The sequence below is a fragment of the Sphingosinicella sp. LHD-64 genome (genome assembly GCF_031157375.1).
In the GTDB taxonomy this organism is placed as follows: Bacteria; Pseudomonadota; Alphaproteobacteria; order Sphingomonadales; family Sphingomonadaceae; genus Allosphingosinicella.
Window position 1 is genome coordinate 857472 of the sequence record NZ_JAVIFV010000003.1, and the last position, 22538, is coordinate 880009.

General features: G+C 68.2%; 25 protein-coding genes and 1 tRNA gene. 19 read left to right on the plus strand and 7 right to left on the minus strand.

Annotation, left to right across the window (positions count from 1 at the left end; all coding sequences use genetic code 11):
- Nucleotides 1-26: 26 nt before the first annotated feature.
- From thrS to RCO27_RS12170, 3 genes are all read right to left on the minus strand, one after another.
- Nucleotides 27-2033, minus strand: coding sequence for a threonine--tRNA ligase (gene thrS / locus RCO27_RS12160; RefSeq protein WP_309002937.1), 2007 nt, complete (start codon nucleotides 2031-2033; stop codon nucleotides 27-29).
- A 52-nt stretch (nucleotides 2034-2085) separates the two neighbouring features.
- Complete coding sequence (locus RCO27_RS12165; RefSeq protein ID WP_309002938.1) at nucleotides 2086-2583, minus strand: RES domain-containing protein; 498 nt, start codon at nucleotides 2581-2583, stop codon at nucleotides 2086-2088.
- A 69-nt stretch (nucleotides 2584-2652) separates the two neighbouring features.
- Nucleotides 2653-2967, minus strand: a complete 315-nt coding sequence (locus RCO27_RS12170; RefSeq protein WP_309002939.1) for an antitoxin Xre/MbcA/ParS toxin-binding domain-containing protein — start codon at nucleotides 2965-2967, stop codon at nucleotides 2653-2655.
- 130 nt (nucleotides 2968-3097) lie between these two features.
- Between RCO27_RS12170 and RCO27_RS12175 the strand changes: the two genes are divergently transcribed.
- Both RCO27_RS12175 and RCO27_RS12180 read left to right on the plus strand, forming a co-directional pair.
- The gene (locus RCO27_RS12175) at nucleotides 3098-3838 is read left to right on the plus strand and encodes an alpha/beta hydrolase (protein ID WP_309002940.1); all 741 of its coding nucleotides are present in this window, start codon (nucleotides 3098-3100) and stop codon (nucleotides 3836-3838) included.
- Nucleotides 3835-4725, plus strand: coding sequence for a tetratricopeptide repeat protein (locus RCO27_RS12180; protein ID WP_309002941.1), 891 nt, complete (start codon nucleotides 3835-3837; stop codon nucleotides 4723-4725). Before RCO27_RS12175 ends, RCO27_RS12180 begins: the two co-directional genes overlap by 4 nt.
- On the opposite strand, the gene RCO27_RS12185 is transcribed toward RCO27_RS12180, so the two are convergent.
- A complete protein-coding gene (locus tag RCO27_RS12185) occupies nucleotides 4713-5447 on the minus strand; it encodes an SIMPL domain-containing protein (RefSeq protein ID WP_309002942.1) in 735 nt (244 codons plus the stop codon). The two genes, RCO27_RS12180 and RCO27_RS12185, sit on opposite strands and share 13 nt — an antisense overlap.
- 107 nt (nucleotides 5448-5554) lie before the next feature.
- On the opposite strand from RCO27_RS12185, the gene RCO27_RS12190 reads away from it, so the two are divergent.
- The 6 genes from RCO27_RS12190 (at nucleotide 5555) to RCO27_RS12215 (ending at nucleotide 9048) form a co-directional block, all read left to right on the plus strand.
- On the plus strand, nucleotides 5555-5968 hold the full coding sequence (locus RCO27_RS12190; RefSeq protein ID WP_309002943.1) for a VOC family protein: 414 nt from the start codon (nucleotides 5555-5557) through the stop codon (nucleotides 5966-5968).
- Nucleotides 5968-6369, plus strand: a complete 402-nt coding sequence (locus RCO27_RS12195) for a DUF4437 domain-containing protein (RefSeq protein WP_309003209.1) — start codon at nucleotides 5968-5970, stop codon at nucleotides 6367-6369. Before RCO27_RS12190 ends, RCO27_RS12195 begins: the two co-directional genes overlap by 1 nt.
- Nucleotides 6370-6381: 12 nt before the next feature.
- On the plus strand, nucleotides 6382-7428 hold the full coding sequence (locus RCO27_RS12200) for a nitronate monooxygenase (protein ID WP_309002944.1): 1047 nt from the start codon (nucleotides 6382-6384) through the stop codon (nucleotides 7426-7428).
- Between the two features lie 10 nt (nucleotides 7429-7438).
- A complete protein-coding gene (gene gloB, locus RCO27_RS12205; protein ID WP_309002945.1) occupies nucleotides 7439-8167 on the plus strand; it encodes a hydroxyacylglutathione hydrolase in 729 nt (242 codons plus the stop codon).
- Between the two features lie 11 nt (nucleotides 8168-8178).
- Nucleotides 8179-8571 carry a hypothetical protein gene (locus RCO27_RS12210; RefSeq protein WP_309002946.1) on the plus strand — a complete coding sequence of 131 codons (393 nt, stop codon included), beginning with the start codon at nucleotides 8179-8181 and terminating at the stop codon, nucleotides 8569-8571.
- Nucleotides 8572-8649: 78 nt separating this feature from the next.
- The gene (locus tag RCO27_RS12215) at nucleotides 8650-9048 is read left to right on the plus strand and encodes a hypothetical protein (RefSeq protein ID WP_309002947.1); all 399 of its coding nucleotides are present in this window, start codon (nucleotides 8650-8652) and stop codon (nucleotides 9046-9048) included.
- Here the strand turns inward: RCO27_RS12215 and RCO27_RS12220 are convergent.
- The 3 genes from RCO27_RS12220 to RCO27_RS12230 form a co-directional block, all read right to left on the minus strand.
- Nucleotides 9045-10838 carry a long-chain fatty acid--CoA ligase gene (locus RCO27_RS12220; RefSeq protein WP_309002948.1) on the minus strand — a complete coding sequence of 598 codons (1794 nt, stop codon included), beginning with the start codon at nucleotides 10836-10838 and terminating at the stop codon, nucleotides 9045-9047. The two genes, RCO27_RS12215 and RCO27_RS12220, sit on opposite strands and share 4 nt — an antisense overlap.
- Nucleotides 10839-10900: 62 nt before the next feature.
- Complete coding sequence (ggt, locus tag RCO27_RS12225) at nucleotides 10901-12601, minus strand: gamma-glutamyltransferase (protein ID WP_309002949.1); 1701 nt, start codon at nucleotides 12599-12601, stop codon at nucleotides 10901-10903.
- 2 nt (nucleotides 12602-12603) lie between these two features.
- Nucleotides 12604-13641 (minus strand): quinone-dependent dihydroorotate dehydrogenase, encoded by a 1038-nt coding sequence (locus RCO27_RS12230; RefSeq protein WP_309002950.1) that lies wholly within the window; start codon nucleotides 13639-13641, stop codon nucleotides 12604-12606.
- 128 nt (nucleotides 13642-13769) lie between these two features.
- Between RCO27_RS12230 and RCO27_RS12235 the strand changes: the two genes are divergently transcribed.
- The 11 genes from RCO27_RS12235 to RCO27_RS12285 all read left to right on the plus strand — a co-directional run bounded on the left by RCO27_RS12235 (nucleotide 13770) and on the right by RCO27_RS12285 (nucleotide 22520).
- A complete protein-coding gene (locus tag RCO27_RS12235; RefSeq protein ID WP_309002951.1) occupies nucleotides 13770-14240 on the plus strand; it encodes an Rrf2 family transcriptional regulator in 471 nt (156 codons plus the stop codon).
- Complete coding sequence (gene sufB, locus RCO27_RS12240) at nucleotides 14237-15709, plus strand: Fe-S cluster assembly protein SufB (RefSeq protein ID WP_309002952.1); 1473 nt, start codon at nucleotides 14237-14239, stop codon at nucleotides 15707-15709. The genes RCO27_RS12235 and sufB overlap by 4 nt, the downstream gene beginning before the upstream one ends.
- Before the next feature lie 160 nt (nucleotides 15710-15869).
- A complete protein-coding gene (locus RCO27_RS12245) occupies nucleotides 15870-16409 on the plus strand; it encodes a GNAT family N-acetyltransferase (RefSeq protein ID WP_309002953.1) in 540 nt (179 codons plus the stop codon).
- Nucleotides 16406-16747, plus strand: coding sequence for a hypothetical protein (locus RCO27_RS12250; RefSeq protein ID WP_309002954.1), 342 nt, complete (start codon nucleotides 16406-16408; stop codon nucleotides 16745-16747). Before RCO27_RS12245 ends, RCO27_RS12250 begins: the two co-directional genes overlap by 4 nt.
- Entirely contained in the window at nucleotides 16734-17573 is an 840-nt protein-coding gene (gene sufC / locus RCO27_RS12255; protein ID WP_309002955.1) for a Fe-S cluster assembly ATPase SufC, read from the plus strand. Before RCO27_RS12250 ends, sufC begins: the two co-directional genes overlap by 14 nt.
- A gap of 283 nt (nucleotides 17574-17856) precedes the next feature.
- Nucleotides 17857-18954, plus strand: coding sequence for a SufD family Fe-S cluster assembly protein (locus RCO27_RS12260; protein ID WP_309002956.1), 1098 nt, complete (start codon nucleotides 17857-17859; stop codon nucleotides 18952-18954).
- 133 nt (nucleotides 18955-19087) lie between these two features.
- Nucleotides 19088-20287, plus strand: coding sequence for a cysteine desulfurase (locus RCO27_RS12265; RefSeq protein ID WP_309002957.1), 1200 nt, complete (start codon nucleotides 19088-19090; stop codon nucleotides 20285-20287).
- Nucleotides 20288-20395: 108 nt separating this feature from the next.
- Nucleotides 20396-20860 (plus strand): SUF system Fe-S cluster assembly protein, encoded by a 465-nt coding sequence (locus RCO27_RS12270; protein WP_309002958.1) that lies wholly within the window; start codon nucleotides 20396-20398, stop codon nucleotides 20858-20860.
- On the plus strand, nucleotides 20857-21216 hold the full coding sequence (locus RCO27_RS12275; protein ID WP_309002959.1) for an iron-sulfur cluster assembly accessory protein: 360 nt from the start codon (nucleotides 20857-20859) through the stop codon (nucleotides 21214-21216). Before RCO27_RS12270 ends, RCO27_RS12275 begins: the two co-directional genes overlap by 4 nt.
- A 38-nt stretch (nucleotides 21217-21254) precedes the next feature.
- On the plus strand, nucleotides 21255-22355 hold the full coding sequence (locus tag RCO27_RS12280) for an ATP-dependent 6-phosphofructokinase (protein ID WP_309002960.1): 1101 nt from the start codon (nucleotides 21255-21257) through the stop codon (nucleotides 22353-22355).
- Between the two features lie 78 nt (nucleotides 22356-22433).
- Nucleotides 22434-22520, plus strand: a tRNA-Leu gene (locus RCO27_RS12285).
- The last annotated feature ends 18 nt before the right edge of the window (nucleotides 22521-22538 follow it).

Sequence of the window (22538 nt, forward strand, 5' to 3'; positions counted from 1 at the left end):
TGATTTTCGTGCCCGCCTGTGGCGGATCAGCCGCGAAGGTCGGGCGGCAAGGCTTCGGCGGTCAGGCGCCCGATCAAGGCGTCGAGGCCGATCGCCTCCTGCCTGGCATCCGCGCCCAGCGGCCGCAGCGCCACCGTCCGCTCCTCCGCCTCGCGCTTGCCGACAACCAGCAGGTAGGGGACCTTGGCGAGGCTGTGCTCGCGCACCTTGTAGTTGATCTTCTCGTTGCGAAGATCCGCCTCGATCCGGATGCCGGCGGCGCGCAGCGTCTCCTCGACCTCGCGCGCATAATCGTCCGCGTCGGAGACGATCGTCGCCACCACCGCCTGCACCGGCGCCAGCCAGAGCGGGAAACGGCCGGCATGATGCTCGATCAGGATGCCGATGAACCGTTCGAAGCTGCCCAGGATCGCCCGGTGCAGCATGATCGGCCGGTGCCGCGCCCCGTCCTCGGCGACGTAGGAGGCGTCGAGCCGCTCGGGCAGCACCGTGTCGGTCTGCAGCGTGCCGACCTGCCAGGTCCGCCCGATCGCGTCGGTCAGGTGGAATTCGAGCTTCGGCGCATAGAAGGCGCCTTCGCCGGGCAGCTCCGCCCAGCCGAATGCCTCGGTCGCCCGGCCCGTCGCCTCGACCGCGTCGCGCAGCGACTGTTCCGACCAGTCCCACATCCCGTCCGAGCCGAAACGCTTATCGGGCCGAAGCGCCAGCTTGATCGCGTAATTGGGGAAACCCAGGTCCTTGTAGACGACGTCGAGCAGGTCGCAGAACAGCCGTACCTCCTCGACCAGCTGGTCCTCGCGGCAGAAGATATGGGCGTCATCCTGCGTAAACTGGCGCACGCGCAGGATGCCGTGCAGCGCGCCGTGTGGCTCGTTGCGGTGGCAGCAGCCAAACTCGGCCATGCGGATCGGCAGGTCGCGGTAGGACTTGATGCCCTGGCGGAAGATGAGGACGTGCGCGGGGCAGTTCATCGGCTTGATCGCCATCAGGTCGGCCGTGCCCGACAGGACGGGGCCGTCCTCCTCCGTGCCCGGGATCTCGTCCGGAACGATGAACATGTTCTCGCGATACTTGCCCCAGTGGCCGGACTGCTCCCACTGCCTGGCGTCCATGATCTGGGGCGTCTTCACCTCGACATAGCCGGCCGCGTCGAGGCGGCGGCGCATATAGGCCTCCAGCTGCCGCCAGATGATGTAGCCCTTGGGGTGCCAGAAGACGCTGCCATGCGCTTCGGCCTGGAGGTGGAACAGGTCCATCTCCTGTCCCAGCTTGCGATGGTCGCGCTTGGCCGCCTCCTCGAGCCGGTGGAGGTGCGCCTCGAGCTGCTTCCTGTTCAGCCAGCCCGTGCCGTAGATGCGCGAGAGCTGCGGATTGTTCTGGTCGCCGCGCCAATAGGCGCCCGACACGCGCGTCAGCTTGAACGCTTGCGGATCGAGCTTGCCGGTCGACGCGAGATGCGGCCCGCGGCACATGTCCATCCAGCCGTCGCCGGACCAGTAGACCGTCAGCTCCTCGCCGTCGGGCAGCTCGGCCGCCCACTCCGCCTTGAACGTCTCGCCTTCCTGCCTCCAGCGCGCGATCAGGTCCTCGCGGCGCCACACCTCGCGACGCAGCGGCTGGTCGGCGCGGATGATGCGCCGCATCTCCTCCTCGATGACCGGCAGGTCCTCCTCGGTGAACGGGCCGCGCTCCGCGGTCGGGGCAAAGTCGTAGTAGAAGCCGTCCTCGGTCGCCGGACCGAAGGTGATCTGCGTTCCGGGATAGAGCGCCTGTACCGCCTCGGCGAGGACATGGGCATAATCGTGCCGCGCCAGCTCCAGCGCATCCGCCTCGTCGCGGGCCGTCACCAGCGCCAGTTCCGCGTCGCCCTCGAACGGCCGGCCGATGTCGCGCAGTTCGCCGTCGACGCGCGCGGCCAGGGCCGCCTTGGCGAGCCCCGGTCCGATTGCTGCCGCCACATCCGCGGGCGTGCTGCCCGGCGCGACCTCGCGCACCGAGCCGTCGGGAAGGCTGATCTTGAATGCTTTCGTCATCGCCGGTGCATGTAATGACAGGCCGTGCCTTGGGCCAGACCCTTCCGCCGCGCTAGCGAAGATCACCGTCGGGATCGATCAACCGAATTTCGGCGTCGCCTTTCTCCGTCCAGCGCCAGAGTACAAAATTGACGCCGCCCTGATGCTGTGCCGACGGGACAAGCGCACCCTGCGCGCCCGCTGCGATCAACCTTTCGGCGAGATCCCAGCTCGGCGGCCGGCGGCGTTCGATGGCGAAGATCGTCTGCCAGTCGCACATCAGCACCTCATTCCCGATCGCGGCGCGCCGAAGGCTGAGCGAGTCGGTGAGGTCGGCGATCTTCCCAGCCTTCACTTCGTAGGTCGCCAGTGTGCCGGGCCGGACGAACGCACGGTGGAATTCCAGGATCGCGGCCGAATGGTCGCTAGCGAGATAAAGCGCGCGACTGCCCTTGGCATTCCAGCGCCCGCCCGTCAGACGCGACCCACTGCCGAGCGGCTCGCGCTGCCAGCGCACCGACAGCATCCGCCAGAACCGCCCTTCGAGCGCACCGAGTGGATAGAAGCTCATGCGTCGAAGTTAACCGCTACCGCCGGTGGAATCTTCTGAACGTTATTCGCACCAGTGCGCGCGCCAACATCAGGCGTAGACGCCCGCTTCCAGCCCTTCGAGATGCCAGAGGACCGCCTCGGCATGGCCCTCTTCGACGATCTCCTCCGCGGTCTTGTTGCCGAAGCCGGGGATCGGCTGGTGGCGGAACCAGATGATCGCGCGCCCTTCGTCGCCCGACAGCTCAGCCGCCTTGGCGATGATCCGGGCGATCTCACCGAGCCGCTCCTGCACGGCGGGCGAGCCCGCCTTGGCGGTCAGTGTGTTGCGGTTGACATGGGCGAGCCGCGACAACTGGGTCAGCGGCACGCGCAGCCGCGCCGCCATGCGCTTGGGGGCGATCATGTCGCCGTCGCGAATGTCTTCAAGAAAGGACGCAAGCATGAAATGAGCACCTCATGCCTATATTATGCTCGTTTCATGCTCGAACTTCCAGGGGTAAGCCCTGCGTGCTATTTCGTGCTAGGCGCGCCGCATGACCGATTTCTCCGCTCAGTCCATCAGCGCCGCGCTGCGACTCGCGCACCATCATCGACCTGATCACGGGCCGACGATCGTCTTCCTGCCCGGCTACATGTCCGACATGGCAGGGACCAAGGCGCTGGCGCTCGACGCGTGGGCCGAGGCCGAGGGGCGCGCCATGCTCCGCTTCGACTATAGCGGTTGCGGCGAGAGCCCCGGCGATTTCGAGGCGCAGACGCTGGGTGGGTGGCGCGACGACGTGCTGGCGATGATCGATGAGATGGTGCGAGGTCCGGTCGTGCTGGTCGGTTCGTCGATGGGCGGCTGGCTGATGCTGCTCGCGGCATTGGCGCGGCCGGACCGGGTGAAGGCACTGATCGGCATCGCTGCGGCGCCGGACTTCACCGACTGGGGCTTCACGGTCGAGCAGAAGATGGCGATCCTGCACGAAGGCCGGCTGATCGAGGAGACGCCCTGTGGCGACCAGCCCTATGTCACGTCCCGGGCCTTCTGGGAGAGCGGCGAGGCGCTCCGCCTCATGCACAGCCCGCTCGCCATCGACTGTCCGATCCGCCTGCTCCACGGCCAGGCGGACAAGGACGTCCCCTGGACCTGGTCGCCGGAGATCGCTCGGCTGGCGCGTTCAGCCGACGTGCAGGTGACTCTGATCAAGGACGGCGACCACCGCCTGTCGCGCGAGTCGGACATCGCCCTCCTCATCGCGACGGTGAAGACGCTGCTGGAGCGCCTGTGATCCTTGCCCTTCTTGCCATTGCCGCCGCGCAGGCGCCGGCCATGCCCTCCTCGCCCGATCCGGCGCCGCCGACCACCGACGGCGTCACGCCGCCGCGCGTGCCCGACGAGATCGTCGCGCGCTTTGCCGCCTGCACCGACCTCGTCCGCTCCGATCCCGAGCGCGCGGTCGAGGTCGCCAGCGCCTGGCGCGTCGACGGTGGCGGCATCTACGCCCGCCAGTGCCTCGGCCTCGCTTATGTCGCGCTCGAGCGCTGGGCGCCGGCCGCCACCGCCTTCGAGCAGGCGGCTCGCGACGCCCAGGCGGCCGGCGACGTCCGGCGCGGCGACTTCTGGGTGCAGTCCGGCAATGCCTGGCTCGCCGGCGGGGAGCCGACCCGTGCGGTCCAGGCCTTCGACGAGGCGCTCGCCGCGCCCGGCCTCAGCAACGCGCTGAAGGGCGAGGTCCATCTCGACCGCGCCCGCGCCCTCGTCGCGCTCAACAATCCCGCCGGCGCGCGCGACGATCTCAACGAAGGGCTGCGGCTGGTGCCGGAAGATCCTTTCGCCTGGTATCTCTCCGCCGCCCTCGCCCGGCGGCAGGGCGACGCGGCGCGCGCCCGCACCGACATCGCCCGTGCGCGCGAGCTCGCACCCGACAATCCCGACATCATGCTGCTCGCCGGCACGCTCGCCGGCGAGGGCGGCGACATGGCCGAGGCCGAGCGGCTCTATCGCCGTGTCGCCGAGGGGGCGCCCAATACCGACGCCGGCCGCGCCGCGCAGGCGAGCCTCGCGACCGCGCGCGAGACCGAGACGCCGGCCGCGGCGCCGGCCCAGCCGCCCGCGCCGCAACCCGCTCGGCCAGCGCCCCAGCCCGCGCCGACGCCTCAGTCTCAGTTGAGGTAGAATTCGATCGTGGTGACGACCCTGGCCTTCTGGTCAGGCGAGTCGCTGGCATTGCCGCCGCCTTCCTCGCCGGCGCCAGCGCCGTCGCGCGCGGTGATCGAGAAATAGCCCTGGGTGGCGGAGCGGATCGCGCCGACCTCGGCCCCCGAATCCCGCGCGAACCGCTCGGCGCCGGCCCGGGCGTCGCGCACCGACTGGGCGATCATGTCGGGCTTCACGTCGTTGAGGCGGGTGAAGCTGTAGACCATGTTCGAGCCTTCCTGCAGCGCGACGCCGCCGCGGATCAGGTCGAACTGGCGGGCATAGGTGCGCCGCGCCCGGCCAACGTCGGTGCTGCGAAACTGCAGGCGGCGGTTGATCGTCACGACGTTCGCCGCGCGATTGTTGTCGTAATAGGAGCTCACCGATCCGCCGCCGTCGCTCACCGCCTCGGCCGGGAAACCCGCCGCGCGGAAGAAGTTGCGGATCGTCTGCGTGTCCTGCTCGATCTTCGCCTGGACCGGGCCGAGATCGCTGCCCTGCGCCGAGAAGTTGATCGTCCAGGTGGCAAGATCGGCGGTGACGTCACGTTCGGCAAGGCCGCGCATGGTCACCGCGCGGTCCGCCGTCCGCGCGCGCTTGAGGCCGTCGCCCAGCAGATAGCCACCGGCAATGATGCCGACAGCGAGGATCAGCACTGCGATCAGGATCGTTGTACGGTTGCCGTGCACACTGTCGGACATGATATGCGTCCTCCCCTCCCCGAACGCGCGACTCCATCGCGCAGTGCCTTATATCTCAGCCCACCGATGAACCGTGCATTTATAGCGATGAACCGAAGGGTCTCCCGATGAAGTATCTCCACACCATGATCCGCGTCTCCGATCCTGACGCGACCATCCGCTTCTTCAACCTGCTCGGCCTCGAGGAGACCCGCCGGATGGAGAGCGAGAAGGGGCGGTTCACCCTCATCTATCTCGCCGCGCCTGGCGACGAGGGCGCCGAGGTCGAGCTCACCCACAACTGGGACCCGGAGGATTATGGCGAGGGCCGCAATTTCGGTCACATCGCGTACCGCGTCGACGACATCTACGACACCTGCCAGCGGCTGGTGGACGCCGGCTACACGATCAACCGTCCGCCCCGCGATGGCCACATGGCGTTCGTCCGCACACCCGACAACATCTCGATCGAATTGCTGCAGGACGGCCATCTCGATCCGGCCGAGCCCTGGGTGTCGATGCCCAATAGGGGGCACTGGTGATGCTGGGGTCCCTGCTCGCGACGGCGATCGTGACCGTCCCGATTGAGGACGCGCGTTTTGCGCCGGTGGATCCTGCCCGTCCGGACGGCGCGCGGATGGCGGTGCTGAGAGGCGATCCGGCAACGGGTCCTTCGGATATGCTGCTGCTGATGCCCCGTGGCGAAGGAGCGCTTCACGTCCACAGCGCCGACTATCGGCTGGTCATGCTGCGCGGTACGCTGCGGCGCTGGGGAGTTGGCGGGCGCGAGGGCGCGGCCGACCTCGGGCCGGGCAGCTATTCCTTCCAGCCCGGCGGCGTCGCGCATGGCAGCGAATGCCTGACCGACGAGTGCCTGATGTTCGTCAGCTGGTCCGGCCGGCGAGACGGCCGCCTCGCCACCGAGGCGGACTCGGCGGAATGACCGGCGCCGGCGATGTGGCCTGACGACCGTTTCGCCGGGCTGCTCGGCAGCCGTTTGCCGATCATCGCCGCGCCGATGGCCGGCGCCGGCGGCGTCGAGCTCGCCGTCGGCGCCATCGCAGGCGGTGCCGTGGGCTCGCTGCCCTGCGCCCTGCTGACCCCCGACCAGATGCGCGCGCAGGTCGCGGAAGTCCGTACGCGCACGACCGGCCCGATCAACCTGAACTTCTTCTGCCACGCCATGCCGGAAGCAGTGGACGACAGTGCCTGGCGCGCTGTGCTGCGGCCCTTCTACGACGAGTTCGGAGTGAAGCCGGTGACGGGTGGCACCCTGCGCCGGCCATTCGACGCGGCGTCGTGCGCCGACGTCGAGGAGATTCGGCCCGATCTCGTCAGCTTCCATTTCGGCCTGCCGGACGATGCCCTGCTCGCGCGGGTCCGCGCCACCGGCGCCCGCATCCTCGGCAACGCGACCACCCTCGCCGAAGCGCGTGTGCTCGCCGCGCGCGGCGTCGACGCGATCATCGCCCAGGGCTGGGAGGCCGGCGGCCATGCCGGTCGCTTCCTCGGCGCGCCGATCGAGGAGGCGCCGGGGCTGATCGCGCTGGTGCCGCAAGTCTCGGATGCGACCGGCCTGCCGGTCGTTGCAGCCGGCGGCATCGGCGACGCGCGCGGCATCGCCGCCGCACTGGCGCTCGGCGCGACCGCGGTCCAGGTCGGCACCGCCTATCTCCACTGCCCGGAAAGCCTGATCGGCCCCGCTCACCGCGCCGGTCTCACCGGCGAATCGGCCGAGCATACCGGCTTCACCAATCTGTTCAGCGGCGGCCTCGCCCGCAGCCTGCCGACCCGGCTCACCGACGTGCTCGGCCGCATCCGAACAGAAGCGCCGCCGTTCCCGCTCGCGTCGCCGGCCCTGGCCCCGCTGGCGAAGACGACGGACGGCTTCGCGCCGATGTGGGCCGGCCAGGCATCCCGGCTTGGTAGGCCGCTGCCGGCGCGCGAGCTGACCGAGACGCTGGGCCGCGAGGCGCTGGCCCTGCTCGGCCGAAAGGCGTAAAGGAGCGGCCGTGCTGGAGATCGCCCGCATCCCCGCGCTCAGCGACAACTACATCTGGCTCGCCCACGATCCGGACTCGGCCGAAACCGCCGTGATCGACCCCGCCGTGGCCGATCCGGTGCTCGCCGAAGCCGCCAAACGCGGCTGGCAGATCACCCAGATCTGGAACACCCACTGGCATCCCGACCATATCGGCGGCAATGCGGCGATCAAGGCGGCGACCGGCTGCACGGTGACCGCGCCGGCGGCCGAGGCCGCGAAGATCCCGACGCTCGACCGGGCCGTGCGGGAGGGCGATGTCGTCACGCTCGGCGCGATCGAGGCCGAGGTGCTGGAGGTGCCGGCGCATACCGCCGGCCACATCGCCTACCACCTGCCGACCGAAGACGTGATCTTCGTCGGCGACACCCTGTTCGCGATGGGCTGCGGCCGGCTGTTCGAGGGCACGCCGGCGCAGATGTTCGGCAACATGCAGCGGCTGGCCGCGCTGCCGCCCGACACGCTCGTCTACTGCGCCCACGAATATACGCTGGCGAACGGCCGCTTCGCACTCACCGTCGAGCCGGACAATGCCGCGCTGGCCGAGCGGATGGCGCAGGTCGAGGCGATGCGCGAACGCGGCGAGCCGACCGTCCCCACCACCGTCGCGCTGGAGCGCGCCACCAATCCCTTCATGCGCGCCGCAACTGCGGACGAGCTCGCCGCGCGGCGTCAGGCAAAGGATGGCTTCAAAAGCTGAAGGAGGCGAGGATGAAGACGATCGCAACTCTGGGGCTCGCGCTTCTGGCCGTCGGCTCTGCCGGGGCAGAGGGTGGCCAGTCCTCACCAGAGGTCGACAAGGCAGCCGAAGCCTTGGCGGGACGCACGGCGGGAACACCGGTCAGCTGCGTGAACCTGCGCGATCTGCGCGGCAACCGCTCGATCGGCGATGGCGCGATCCTGTTCGAGGGGGCGGGAAACATCGCCTATGTCAACCGGCCCGCCGGCGGCTGTCCCGATCTCGGCGCGGGCCGGACCTTGGTCACGCGCACCCCTTCGGGCCAGCTGTGTCGCGGCGACATCGCCCGTGTCGTCGATCTGACCAGCGGCGTCGAATATGGCTCCTGCGGCCTGGGCGATTTCGTGCCCTACAGCCGGCGCTAGTCCGGAACGCTTGCCTCCGGCCGGAATCAGGCGGATAATCGCCTGGGCTCATGCGTTGAACGGCAACAGGAGGTTGCCATGAAGGCCTTGATTGCCATCGCCGCGGCCGGCCTTGCGGGCACGGTCGCTTTCGCCGCCGGCGTCCACCGCGATGCGGATCCGGAGCGCCGTCTCGCCACCGCACTCGAGGGACGCGTGGCCGAGCCGCCGGTCGCCTGTGTGATGTCCCGCCAGCTGCGCGGCAACACACCGATCGACGAGAGCACGATCCTGTTCCAGGGCATCGGCGGACGCGTCTACGTCAACCGGACGCGCAATGCCTGCGCGGGCCTGCGCTCCTGGCACGCGCTGCGCAGCCGCCGGCTCGGGACATCCTTGTGCGAGGGCGACCTGGTCGTGGCGTTCGATCCGACCTCGGGCGTGGAGCGCGGCGGCTGCACGCTCGGCGAGTTCGAACCCTATCGCCGCGCGAGCTAGCGCTTGTAGAGCGCGTCGAGCCGCGCGCCATACTTCTCCTTGATGACGTGGCGCCGGATCTTGATCGACGGCGTCAGCATCTGGTTCTCGACCGTGAACGGCTCGTCGGCGAGGATGAAGCGGCGGACCTTCTCGATCACCGAGAGCTCCCGGTTCACCCGCTCGACCGCCTCCGACACCGCCCGGATGAAGTCCGGATCCTTGGCAAGCACCGCGAAATGGCAGGTCCGCCGCTGCGCCGCGCACCATTCGGCCGACCATTCGGGATCGGGGACGATGAGGCCGACCAGATAGGGCCGCCGGTCGCCCGCCACCATCGCCTGCAGGATCTCGGGCTGGAGGGTGAGCATGCCCTCCACCTTTTGCGGCGCGACATTGTCGCCCTTGTCGTTGACGATGAGGTCCTTCTTGCGGTCGGTGATGACGATCCGCCCGGCCTCGTCGAGATGGCCGACGTCGCCGGTGTGGAGCCAGCCGTCCTTCAGCACGCGCTGGGTCTCGGCGTCGTTGCGCCAATAGCCGTGCATGACCAGCTCGCCCTTGACCAGGATCTCGCCATCCTCGGCGATCCTGACCTCGACCCCGTCGAGCGGCGGGCCGACCGTGTCCATCTTGAGCCCGGCCCTGGGCCGGTTGCAGGAGATGACCGGCGCCGCCTCGGTCTGGCCATAACCCTGCAGCAGGGTCAGCCCCAGCGAATGGAAGAAGATGCCGACCTCGGGATTGAGCGGCGCGCCGCCCGAGACCATCGCCTTGATCCGCCCGCCGAACCGCTTCGCGATCTTCGGCTTCAGCGTCCGGCTGAGGAACAGGTTCATCGGCTGGTCGATGAACGGCACCCCGCCGCCATAGCTCTTGGCGCCGATGTCGAGCGCCCGGTCCATGAGGTAGTTGGTGAACCGCCCCTGCTTCTCGACCTGCTTCAGGATGCGCTGGCGCAGCACCTCGAACAGGCGCGGCACGACGACCATGATCGTCGGCCGAACCTCCTCGATGTTGGAGGCGAGCTTTTCCAGCCCTTCCGAATAATAGATTTGCGCGCCGAGCCCGATCGGGAACATCTGCCCGCCCGAATGCTCATAGGCATGGGAGGCGGGGAGAAAGGAGAGGAACACCTCGTCGTCCCAGCCGAAGTCCTCGGAAATCAGCTTGGCGCAGCCTTCGATGTTGCACAGGATGGCGCCGTGATGCTGCATCACGCCGCGCGGCGCGCCGCCGGTGCCTGACGTATAGATGATGCAGGCGAGATCCTCGCGCGCGAAGGTGGCCGTCGCCGCACAGGCTTCGGGATCAGTATGCTCGGCGGCGATCAGCGCCGACCAGTCGTGCATGTGCACATTGCCGGTCTGCCCGAGGCCGGACGACGGCTCCATCATCAGCACGTGCTCGCAGCCCGAGCTCCGGATCGCCGCGGGCAGCAGGGTCCGGGCGAGCTTCTGGGTTGAGACGATCACGGCGCGCGCGCCGCTGTCGTCGAGGATGTGCTGGTGATCACGCTCGGTGTTGGTCGTGTAGGTCGGCACGGTGACGCAGCCGGCGGCCATGATGGCGAGGTCCGAGATCAGCCATTCCGGCCGGTTCTCGGCGACCAGCATCACCCGGTCGCCGGGCTTCAACCCGAGGCGTGTCAGCGCTGAGGCCAGGTTGGCCACCTGAAGCGAAGCCTCGCGCCAGCTGATGGAGCGCCAGGACCCGTTCTTCTTCGCCCAGAGGAAGGGAAGATCGTCCTTGGCCTTCGCGCGCGCGAAGAACATCGCGACCAAATTGGGGAAATGCTCCAGTTGCCGCATCGTACCTCCGCCCCCTCGCACGGTTTGCCCGCGTCGAAGGCGCCAGTCTAGCGACGTGAAACTTACTGCGCCAGCCACGTCCCTTCGCTGCGCGGATCGGCGGCGCCAACCCAGCGCCCGTTGACGCGCTCGATCGCATTGGCCTTGTAGCCGGGCTCGACCGGCGTGACCTGATGGCCCATCGCGGTGAGGGCGGGCACCATGGATTCCAGCGCCGTGCCGCGCTCGACCATCACCCGGTCGCCCATGCCGAGGATCTGCGGCATCGCGATCGCGTCCTGCGCGCTCATGTCCCAATCGAGGACGCCGATGATCGCCTTGGCGACCTGCGAGATGATGGTGAGGCCGCCGGCGGCACCCACCGCGAGGCGTACCTCGCCGTCCGGTGCGTAGACGATGGTCGGCGACATCGAGGAGAGCGGCCGCTTGCCGCCCTCGACCCGGTTGGCCGCCGGCGCGCCTTCATATTCGGGCGCCGAGTTGAAGTCCGTGAGCTCGTTGTTGAGGAACATGCCGTTGACGGTGATCCCCGATCCGAAGGCGCTTTCGATCGTGGAGGTATAGGTGGCGACATTGCCGGCGCTGTCGACGGCGACGAAATGGGTCGTGCCTTCCTCAGGCACGGTCTGGCCGGCGCGCTGGCGTGTCACGCCGGGCGGCGTGCCGGCCTCGGCATGTTCGATCGCGCGATCGACCGAGAGGAGCTGCGCGCGGCTGGCGAGATAGGCCTCGTCCATCAACCCCTCGACTGGCACGCGCACGAAATCGGGATCGCCGAGATAGGCGGCGCGATCGGCGTAGGCGAGACGCATCGAATCGGCGATGAGGTGCCAGGCTCGCGGGTCGTTGCGGCCCATGGCGCGCAGGTCGAACCGCTCGAGCTGCTTCAGGATCGCGAACACCGTGGTCGCGCCGGACGAGGGCGGCCCCATCCCGCAGATGCGATGGCCGCGATAGGTGCCGCAGCGCGAGTCACGCTCACGCGCCTGATAGGTGGCGACGTCGTCACGGGTCATGATCGAGGGGTTGCGCTCGGCGCCGCGCACCGCCTGCACCAGCGCCTCGGCGGCAGGCCCGGTGTAGAACGCCTCGGGTCCGCGCGCCGCGATCTGCTCCAAGAAGGCGGCGAATTCGGTGTTGCGCAGCACAGTACCGACCGGCTTCGGCGTCCCGTCCGGCTGATAGTAGAAGCCCCGGCTCCATGACGTCAGCCGCGCCGTCGAGCGCGGCGATTCGAGCGCACGGTAGAGTCGCGGGGTGATTGCGAAGCCGTCGCGGGCGATGCGGATCGCCGGCTGGAACAGCCGCGCCCAGGGCAGCCGGCCATGGTCCTCATGCGCCTTCGCCATCAGACTGATATTGCCCGGCACGCCGACGCTCATCCCGCCGGGGATGATGTCGCGTCGCTCGCGCGGCTGGCCGGCCGCGTCGAGGAAATAGGCTGGAGTCGCCGCATGCGGGGCGGTCTCGCGGCCGTCATAGCTGGTGAGGCCTTGGGCTTGCTGGTCGTGATAGACGAGGAAGCCGCCGCCGCCGATCCCCGAGCTTTGCGGCTCGACCACGGTCAGCGCCACCATCATCGCGAAGGCCGCGTCAGCCGCAGTGCCGCCGGCGCGCAGGACCTCGACGCCCGCTTCCGCGGCGCGCGGATCGGCGGCGGACACCGCGCCCTGATTGGTCGGGGTCGGGGCCGGTGTCTGCTGGGCCGATGCGGCGCAGGCAGCGATAAGGAGGGCGAGCGGGGCGAGGAGACGGCTGAGCATGATCACGGCTTTTCAGTCCCGATGGCGTCCGTCAAGCGGGCGAAGCCGTCACTTTCCATGAGGGCCCTCAAGCCGGAGGCTATACGCCGCGCCAGCCCCGGCCCCTCGTAGACCAGCGCGCTGTAGAGCTGGACGAGGCTCGCCCCGGCGCGGATGCGGGCATAGGCATCCGCCGCCGTCTCGATCCCGCCGGCCGCGATCAGCGGCAGCGCTCCGCCGGTCGCGCGGCGGAAATCGCGCAGCCGCGCCAGCGCCAGCGCCTTCAGCGGCGCGCCGGAAAGGCCGCCCGTTTCCTCCCGGTGTTTCGACCGCAGCACCGGCCGGCTGACGGTGGTGTTCGACACGATCAGCGCGTCGATCTTCCGCGCGATCGCGACCGCGGCGAGATCGTCGATATCCTGGCGTTCGAGGTCTGGCGCGACCTTGAGGAAGACCGGCGGTCCCACTCCGCGCGCCTCCATCACCGCCGCAAGCAAGGCGTCGAGCGCGCCCTTGTCCTGCAGGGCGCGCAGGCCCGGGGTGTTGGGCGAGGAGATGTTGACGGTGAGATAGTCGGCCACGCCGAGCATTGCCCGCACCCCGGCGGCATAGTCCGCGATCCGGTCCGGACTGTCCTTGTTGGCGCCGATATTGACCCCGACGATCCCGCCATTGCGGTGGCGCCTTGCGAGCCGGGCCAGCGCCGCCGCCTGCCCGCCATTGTTGAAGCCCATCCGGTTGATGACCGCCCGGTCCTCGGCGAGGCGGAACAGGCGCGGGCGATCGTTCCCCGCCTGCGGCTGCGGGGTCAGCGTGCCGACCTCGACGAAGCCGAAGCCGAAGCCCAGCATCTGCCGCCACACCTCGGCATCCTTGTCGAAGCCGGCGGCGAGCCCGACCGGATTGGGAAAGTCCAGCCCCGCGACATTGACCTTCAGCACCGGATCGGCTTTGGCCGGCCGGCCTGCCGGCGCCAGCTTCAGCGACCGGATCGTCAGGCGATGCGCCGCCTCACCATCGAGCGCGAAGGCCAGCGGCCGGACGAGGGAATAGAGCGCCATCGCCGGCGGCTATGGCACCGCGATCCGGGCGGGTCAAAGGCGCTTGATTTCAGATTGCAACGGGACCACATGCCCAATCGGAACGAATCAGTCCGATTTGAGAATCATTCGCAGGTGCGCCAGATCCTATGAGGCTTACCAGTCTTGCCGATTATGCGGTCGTGATGATGGCCGCCGCCGCCCGCCACGATGCGGGCGCGCGCCTCAGCGCCACCGTGCTCGCCGAGGAGACCGGCATCCCGCTCCCGACCGCGCAGAAGCTCACCGGCCGCCTCGCCGCGGCGGGCCTGCTGGAGACCGCGCGCGGCTCCGGCGGCGGCTTGTGCCTCACCCGCACCGCGGCCGAGATCAGCCTCGCCGACATCATCGAGGCGGTCGAGGGGCCGATCCAGATGACCAGCTGCGTCGACGCCGAACGCCACGATTGCGCGCTGGAGCAGGCCTGCCAGGTCCGTCCGCACATGGGCGTCGTCAACGGCGCGGTGCGCGGCGCGCTGGCGGCGGTGTCTTTGGATCAACTTTCTTGTGCTCCCGCGCAGGCGGGAGCCCAGAAGGACGGCTGGACCCCCGCCTTCGCGGGGGAGCAGGTGGCGTCATGAGCGAAGTCCGCAACCGCGAAGCGATCGAGGCCGCCGAGCGTGCGTCCAAGTACGAATGGGGCTTCACTAGTGACATCGAGCAGGAGTTCGCGCCCAAGGGCCTCAACGAGGACACGATCCGCTTCATCTCCGCCAAGAAGGCCGAGCCGGAGTGGATGCTCGACTGGCGGCTCAAGGCCTTTCGCGCCTGGCTGACCATGGAGGAGGTCGACTGGGCGAAGCTCGACATTCCGCCGATCGATTTCCAGGACGCCTATTATTACGCCGAGCCCAAGAAGAAGCCGACGCTCGCGTCGCTCGACGAGCTCGACCCGGAGATTCGCCGCACCTACGAGAAGCTCGGCATCCCGATCGAGGAGCAGAAGGTGCTCGCCGGCGTCGCGGGCGCGCGCAAGGTCGCGGTCGACGCGGTGTTCGACAGCGTCAGCGTCGCCACCACCTTTCGCGACGAGCTGCGCCGCGCCGGCGTCATCTTCCTCTCCATCTCCGAGGCGATCCGCGAATTCCCCGAGCTGGTGAAGAAATATCTCGGCTCCGTCGTCCCCCAGCGCGACAATTATTACGCCTGCCTCAACAGCGCGGTCTTCTCCGACGGCACTTTCGTCTACGTGCCGGAGGGCGTGCGCTGCCCGATGGAGCTTTCCACCTATTTCCGCATCAATGCCGAGAATACCGGCCAGTTCGAGCGCACCCTGATCGTTGCCGACAAGGGCAGCTACGTCTCCTATCTGGAGGGCTGCACCGCGCCGATGCGCGACGAGAACCAGCTCCACGCGGCGGTGGTCGAACTCTACGCCCACGAGGACGCGGAGATCAAATACTCCACCGTCCAGAACTGGTATCCGGGCGACGCCGAGGGCAAGGGCGGCATCTATAATTTCGTCACCAAGCGGGCGATGTGCGCCGGCGCGCGATCGAAGGTCTCGTGGACGCAGGTCGAGACCGGCTCGGCGATCACCTGGAAATATCCGTCCTGCATCCTGAAGGGCGAGAACAGCGTCGGCGAATTCTACTCGGTCGCGCTCACCAACAACCGCCAGCAGGCCGACACCGGCACCAAGATGATCCATATCGGCGCCGGCAGCCGCTCGACCATCGTGTCGAAGGGGATCAGCGCGGGCAAATCGAACAACACCTATCGCGGCCTCGTCCGCGTCAACGCCAACGCCGAGGGCGTGCGCAACTTCACCCAGTGCGACTCCCTGCTGCTCGGCGACCGGTGCGGCGCCCACACGGTGCCCTATATCGAGGTGCGCAATCCCTCGGCGCAGATCGAGCATGAGGCGACGACGTCGAAGATCAGCGACGACCAGCTCTTCTACGCGATGAGCCGCGGCCTTTCGCAGGAGGACGCCGTCGCCCTCATCGTCAACGGCTTCGCCCGCGAGGTGCTGCAGCAGCTCCCGATGGAGTTCGCCGTCGAAGCGCAGAAGCTGTTGGGGATCTCGCTGGAAGGTTCGGTCGGATGACGATCCCCCTCCCCCGTCATGCTGAACTTGTTTCAGCATCCATGCCTCCACCGCTGGCGCGCGCGACCAGCTGGACCCTGAAACAAGTTCAGGGTGACGAATTGCGACTGGAGGCCACGGCACGAAAGCTGCGGAGGATCAACCTCGCGGGGAGTGGGGGATGAGCCTCACCGTCCGCCCCGCCACGTCAGCCGACGCGCCCGAGCTGGCCGAGCTGCTCAACGCGATCATCGCGCGCGGCGGCACGACCGCGCTGGAGCGGCCGTTCACGCCCGAGCGGCTCGACGCGACCTATCTGACCGGGCCGGACGTGCTGTCCTGCGTCGTCGCGGTCGACCGTGCGAGCGGCCGCCTCGAAGGCTTCCAGACCCTGATCCGCGAGGACCATCTTCCGGCGGACTGGGGCGATATCGGCACCTTCGCGCGCGTCGACGGTATCCAGCGCGGCGTCGGCTCGGCCCTCTTCGCCGCCACCCGCGACCGGGCGCGCGAACTCGGCCTCGCCGCGATGAACGCCGAAATCCGCGCCGACAATACGGGCGGCCTGGCCTTCTACGGCAAGATGGGCTTCGAGGACTACAAGACCGACCGCGCCGTCCCGCTCGGCGACGGCACGCCGGTCGATCGGATCAACAAGCGTTATGTGCTCGATGCCCCGGCACCTTCTGAGGTCAGCCGTGAGAGGAGCGTGGGACAATGATCTCAGTTTCTCGAGACAGCGTTGAAGCAGAAGTCCTGGAGAAAGCTCACCGCATTCATGAGCTGCGCAAAGGGCTTTCTCCGGCGGTGAGCCATCTAGTGAAACATGGCCTCTTCGAAGCAAACTCAGATTTCATCGACTGGGACAAAGGCCTTTGGGACCTACACGATTGGCTGATGCGCGAGCGAGCGCGCCTGATTGATGGAGAATCGCCGGTCGAGGTCCTTGAAAGAGCGCGAGCAGCAACCGCCCACTTGGACGGTGCATCGGAACGGATCGAACAATTTAAGGCCCGCGGATGGTGGGCGGACGTGAGTTTTAATGATGCTAAGGATTGAAAACCTCCACGCAGAAGTCGACGGCAAGCCGATCCTGAAGGGGATCAGCCTCGAACTGAACCCGGGCGAGATCCATGCGATCATGGGGCCGAACGGGTCGGGCAAGTCGACGCTCAGCTACGTCCTCGCCGGACGACCGGGCTATGAGGTCACCGAGGGGTCTGTCACGCTCACCCTTCCCCGTCACTGCGAGGGGCGAAGCGACGAAGCAATCCAGGGTGGCTCGGCCTCCGAGACTGGATTGCTTCGCTCCGCTCGCAATGACGAGGAGAGCATCGATCTCCTCGCCCTCGATCCGCACGAGCGCGCCGCCAGGGGCATGTTCCTCGGCTTCCAGTATCCGGTCGAGATTCCCGGTGTCTCCAACGTCCAGTTCCTGCGCACCGCCTTGAACGCGCAGCGCAAGGCGCGCGGCGAGGCGGAGCTGTCGGCGGGCGATTTCCTGCGGATCGCGCGCGAACAGGCCGATGCGCTCGGGCTCGACATGGAGATGATGAAGCGCGCCGTGAACGTCGGCTTTTCGGGCGGCGAGAAGAAACGCAACGAGATGGTGCAGATGGGGATCATCGATCCGGAGCTCGCCATCCTCGACGAGACCGACAGCGGCCTCGACATCGATGCGCTGCGCGTCGTAGGCGAGGGGATCAACCGGATCCTGCGCAAGCCCGACAAGGCGGTGCTGCTCATCACCCACTATCAGCGCCTGCTCGACCTCGTCCGCCCCGATTTCGTCCACGTCCTCGCCGGCGGCCGCATCGTCCGCTCCGGCGGCGCCGAGCTCGCGCTGGAACTGGAACGCGAAGGCTATGGAGCGATCGCGGCGTGAACGGGCCTGTTCCCTCCTTCTTCCGTCACCCTGAACTTGTTTCAGAGTCCAGCTCTTCGCACGCCATGCCGGTGGAGGGCTGGATGCTGAAACAAGTTCAGCATGACAATGAAGGGGGCAGCCCCGGCATTTTCCTACACACCCCGTTTCGTGCTTTGCTTTCGGCCATGCGCGCCAGCTTCCCTCGTTCCCAGATTCACCCAGCGGGTCTGATGGAGATCAGGTTTTTTTCCCTAGGGAAGCTGAAACTTATGAAACTTACGCGGCTCGGGGGCACAGCCTGATGCTGCTCGAACTCCCGTCGAATCGCACCGAGGCGTGGCGCTGGAGCGACCTGTCGGCGCTGCCGGCGCTCGCCGAGGCGACGCCGTCGGGCGCGGTTCCGGCTGATCTGCCGTGGATCGAATGCGAGATCGCTGGCCCGCGCCTGCTGTTTGTTGACGGCGTGTTCGTGGCGGAGAAGAGCGACCCGCGCGAGGTGAAGGTGGCGGCGGCGCGCTACAAGCCTGGCACGCAGCCGCTCGCCGATTTCGCCGGCACGCAAGCGAAGGCGGGCTATGTGATCTCGCTCGGTGCGGACGGCGCCACCAGCGGGCTCGTCCAGATCGTCCACGTCTCCACCGGCGGTGCGGCGCATCTCTCCAACCGCATCGCACTGGAGGCGAACGCGCAGGCCTCGGTGGTCGAGACCCATGTCGGCAGCGGCTGGAGCAATACGACTTCGGTGTTCGAACTGGGCGAGGGCGCCCGGCTGATGCGAGTCGTGCGCGTGCTGAAGGACGGCGGCGTCCACACCGATTTCGCCATGACCTCGGTCGGCGAGGCGGCGAGCTACGACAGCATCGCCCTCGTCACCGGCGCGGACAGCGCGCGGATCGAGAACGACATCGTGATCGCGGGCGAGGGCGCCTATGCCGAGGCCGGCGGCGCGCTGCTGGCACGCGGCAGCCAGAAACTGGAGGGCGTCACCGTCCTGCGCCATGGCGTGCCGCTCGGCACCAGCCGGCAGGTCTGGCGCTCGGTCGCCGACGACCGCGCCACCTGTTCGGTCGCCGCCCGGGTCGAGGTCGCCCGCGACGCGCAGAAGACCGACGGCGAGCAGAGCCTGAAAGGCCTCCTCCTCGATCGCGCCGGCACGATCAACGCCAAGCCCGAGCTGGAAATCTTCGCCGACGACGTGAAATGTGCCCATGGCGCGACGGTCGGCGAGCTGGACCGGAACGCCCTCTTCTACCTCGAAAGCCGCGGCGTGACGCCTGACGAGGCGAAGGCCCTCCTCACCCGCGCCTTCGTCGCCGACGCGCTCGACCGGATCGGCGAAGAGGCGGTGCGCACGGTCTGCTATGCGGATGCCGAGGCCTGGTTTGGGGGCGCCCAATGAGCCGCCCGCTCAAAGCCCCCTCTCCCCGGTGGGGAGAGGGACGGGGTGAGGGGGTTCTGAGTCCGAGAATCCCCACCAGCGCCCGACCCCCTCACCCTGCCCTCTCCCCCAAGGGAGAGGGGGAGGTTTGCTGATGGACGCCGTGACCACCCGCCCGCTCGACTGGCTCGCCGATTTCCCGGCCATCCCCGAAGGTTGGGCCTATCTCGACAGCGCCGCCACAGCGCAGAAGCCGCAGGCGGTGATCGACGCGATTGCGCGCGGCTATGCCGAGACCTATGCGACCGTCCATCGCGGCGTCTACCAACGCTCGGCCGACATGACGGTGGCGTTCGAGGCCTCGCGCCAGCGCGTCGCGCGCTTCCTCAACGCCGCCGCGCCCGAGGAGATCGTCTTCGTCCGCGGCGCGACCGAGGGGATCAACCTCGTCGCGCAGAGCTGGGGCCGCGCGAACCTGAAACCGGGCGACCGCATCCTGCTCTCGACGCTGGAGCATCACAGCAACATCGTGTCGTGGCAGATGACCGGCGCCGAGATCGACGTGGTACCGCTCACCCCGGACCAGCGCATCGATCTCGACGCGATGGCCGCGATGATCCGGCCGGAGCACAAGCTGGTCACTCTCGCCCATGTCTCGAACGTGCTGGGCTCGGTGCTCGACGCGAAGCGCGCCGCCGAAATCGCGCATTCGGTCGGCGCGAAGCTGCTGCTCGACGGCTGCCAGGCGGTGCCGCGCCTTCCCGTCGACGTCCGCGACATCGGCTGCGACTTCTACGTCTTCTCCGGCCACAAGCTCTATGGCCCGACCGGCATCGGCGTGCTCTGGGCGCGCGGCGACATCCTCGACGCCATGCCCCCCTGGCAGGGCGGCGGCGCGATGATCGACAAGGTGACGTTCGAGAAGACCACCTACGCCCCGCCACCGGCGCGGTTCGAGGCGGGGACGCCGCATGTCGTCGGCGTGATCGGCCTTCACGCCGCGATCGACTATGTCGACGGCATCGGCCTCGACGCCATCGCCGCCCACGAGAGCGCATTGGTCCGGGAGACGCGCGGCGCCCTGCACGGGCTCAATTCGGTCCGCCTGTTCGGGCCGGAGGATTCGGCCGGCATCGTCAGCTTCGCGGTCGAGGGGGTGCATCCCCACGATGTCGGCACCATATTGGACGAGGGCCAGGTGGCGATCCGCGCCGGCCACCATTGCGCGCAGCCGCTGATGGCGGCGCTCGGGATGGACGCGACGGCGCGGGCGAGCTTCGGGGTCTATAACGGCCGGCGCGACATCGATGCGCTGGTGCGTGGAATTGAGAGAGTGACGAGGATTTTTGGGTAGACACTAACCGTGATGCTGAACTTGTTTCAGCATCCAGTTCTCCGCCTCCCGGGAGGCGACAAGATGGACCCTGAAACGAGTTCAGGGTGACGTTTCTGAAAGCGTAGAATGAACGAGGAACGGAAGATCGAAGCAGAAGAGGTGGACGGCGTCGCGGCGCCGCCCAAGGCGCGCGTGGCGGATGTCGTGGAGACCTTCGAACGGAAGCGCGACTATCTCGAAGGCTTCCTGTCGCAGAAGCCGGCGGCGCTGACCGGCACCGAACCCGGTGGGGATCTCTACGAGGCGGTGATCGACGCGCTCAAGGAGATTTACGATCCGGAAATCCCGGTGAACATCTACGACCTCGGCCTCATCTACAATGTCGAGATCAGCCCGGATCACCACGCCCGCGTCCTCATGACACTGACCACGCCGCACTGCCCGGTCGCCGAGAGCATGCCGGGCGAGGTGGAGCTGCGCGTGGGCGCGGTGCCGGGGATCGGCGATGCCGAGGTCGAGCTGGTCTGGGATCCGCCCTGGGATCCGCAGAAGATGAGCGACGAAGCGAAGCTGGAGCTGGGAATGCTATGAGTGCCGAGACGAAAATCCGTGCGCGGCCCGCTGCGGTCATTCTGACGCCCGCCGCCGAGCAGCGCATCGCCGACCTGATGGCGAAGGCGCCCGAGGGCGCGATCGGCGTCAAGCTCTCGACGCCGCGCCGCGGTTGCTCGGGCCTCGCTTACTCGGTCGACTATGTGACCGAAGCAGACCCGTTCGACGAGAAGATCGAGACGGCCGGCGGCACCTTCTACATCGACGGCGCTTCGGTCCTCTACCTGATCGGCTCGACGATGGACTGGCAGGAGGACGATTTCACCGCCGGTTTCGTCTTCGCCAATCCCAACGCCAAGGGCGCCTGCGGCTGCGGCGAGAGCTTTACCGTCTGACCCCTTCCCCTGACGCGACCGTCCGCTAAGAAGGCCGGATGCGCATCGGAATCCTGACGGGGGGCGGCGACGTCCCGGGGCTCAACGCCTGCATCCGCTCGGTCGTGCTCTCCGCCGACGATCTCGGCTGGAAGGTGACCGGATTCCGCCGAGGCTGGGAAGGGGTGATGGGGATCGACCCCGCCGAGCCCGCCAGCATCGGCGAGCACAGCCTGGCCCTGAACCGCGAGACGGTGCGCGGCATCGACCGGATGGGCGGCACCATCCTCCACACCTCGCGCACCGATCCCCGCACCCGGCCGGAGGGCGACCGGACCGGTCACGTCCTCGACGTGCTCGAAAAGCTCGGCATCGACGCGATGGTCACCCTGGGCGGCGACGGCACCTTGCGCTTCTCGGCCCATCTCGCGGCGCAGGGCGTGCCGGTCGTCTCCGTCCCCAAGACGATGGATAATGACGTTTACGGCACGGATTATTGCATCGGCTTCTCCACCGCCGTCAGCCGCTCGGTCGAATCGATCAACGCACTGAGGACCACCATCGAGAGCCACGAACGGATCGGCGTGATCGAGCTGTTCGGCCGTCGCAGCGGCGAGACGGCTTTGCTCGCCGGCTTCCTCGCCCAGGTCGATCGCACAGTGATCGCGGAAGTGCCCGCCGATCTCGACGTGCTGCTGCCTTTGCTCGCCGAGGACAAGGCCTCCAACCCCGCCCATTATGCGATGTGCGTGATCTCCGAGGGCGCCAAGATCGGCGGCGAGGCGTCGGGCGACGGCGACATCGCCAAGCCGGCGGCCGAGCGCAACGACGGCAGCGTCGGCCAGCGGCTCGGGCGGGAGATCACCCGCCGCCTCGGCAGCGGCGCGGTCGTCCAGGAGCTCGCCTACCTGATGCGCGCCGGCGAACCCGACGCGATGGACCGGATGGTCGGCTTCGCTTTCGGCGCGCTCGCCGTCCAGCTCCTCAATCGTGGCGAGAAAGGCCGCATGGTGACGCTCACCGACGGCAATTATAGCCACGTACCCGCCGACACCCTGCTCCAGGGCAAGAAGTCGGTCGACGTCTCCGCGCTCTACGACAAGGCCAGTTATCGCGCCCGGCTGATGCGCGTCGAGGGCATGCCGATGTACCTTTACTAGGAGCGGTTGCGCCGCCCGAAAGGCTTTGCTAGAGGCCCCGCTTCCTACCGGCGCCGGGACTTCTCGGCGGCATCACGTGCGGTCGTGGCGGAACTGGTAGACGCGCAGCGTTGAGGTCGCTGTGGCCGAAAGGCCGTGGAAGTTCGAGTCTTCTCGACCGCACCATCATTTGGGTAGTTCGGC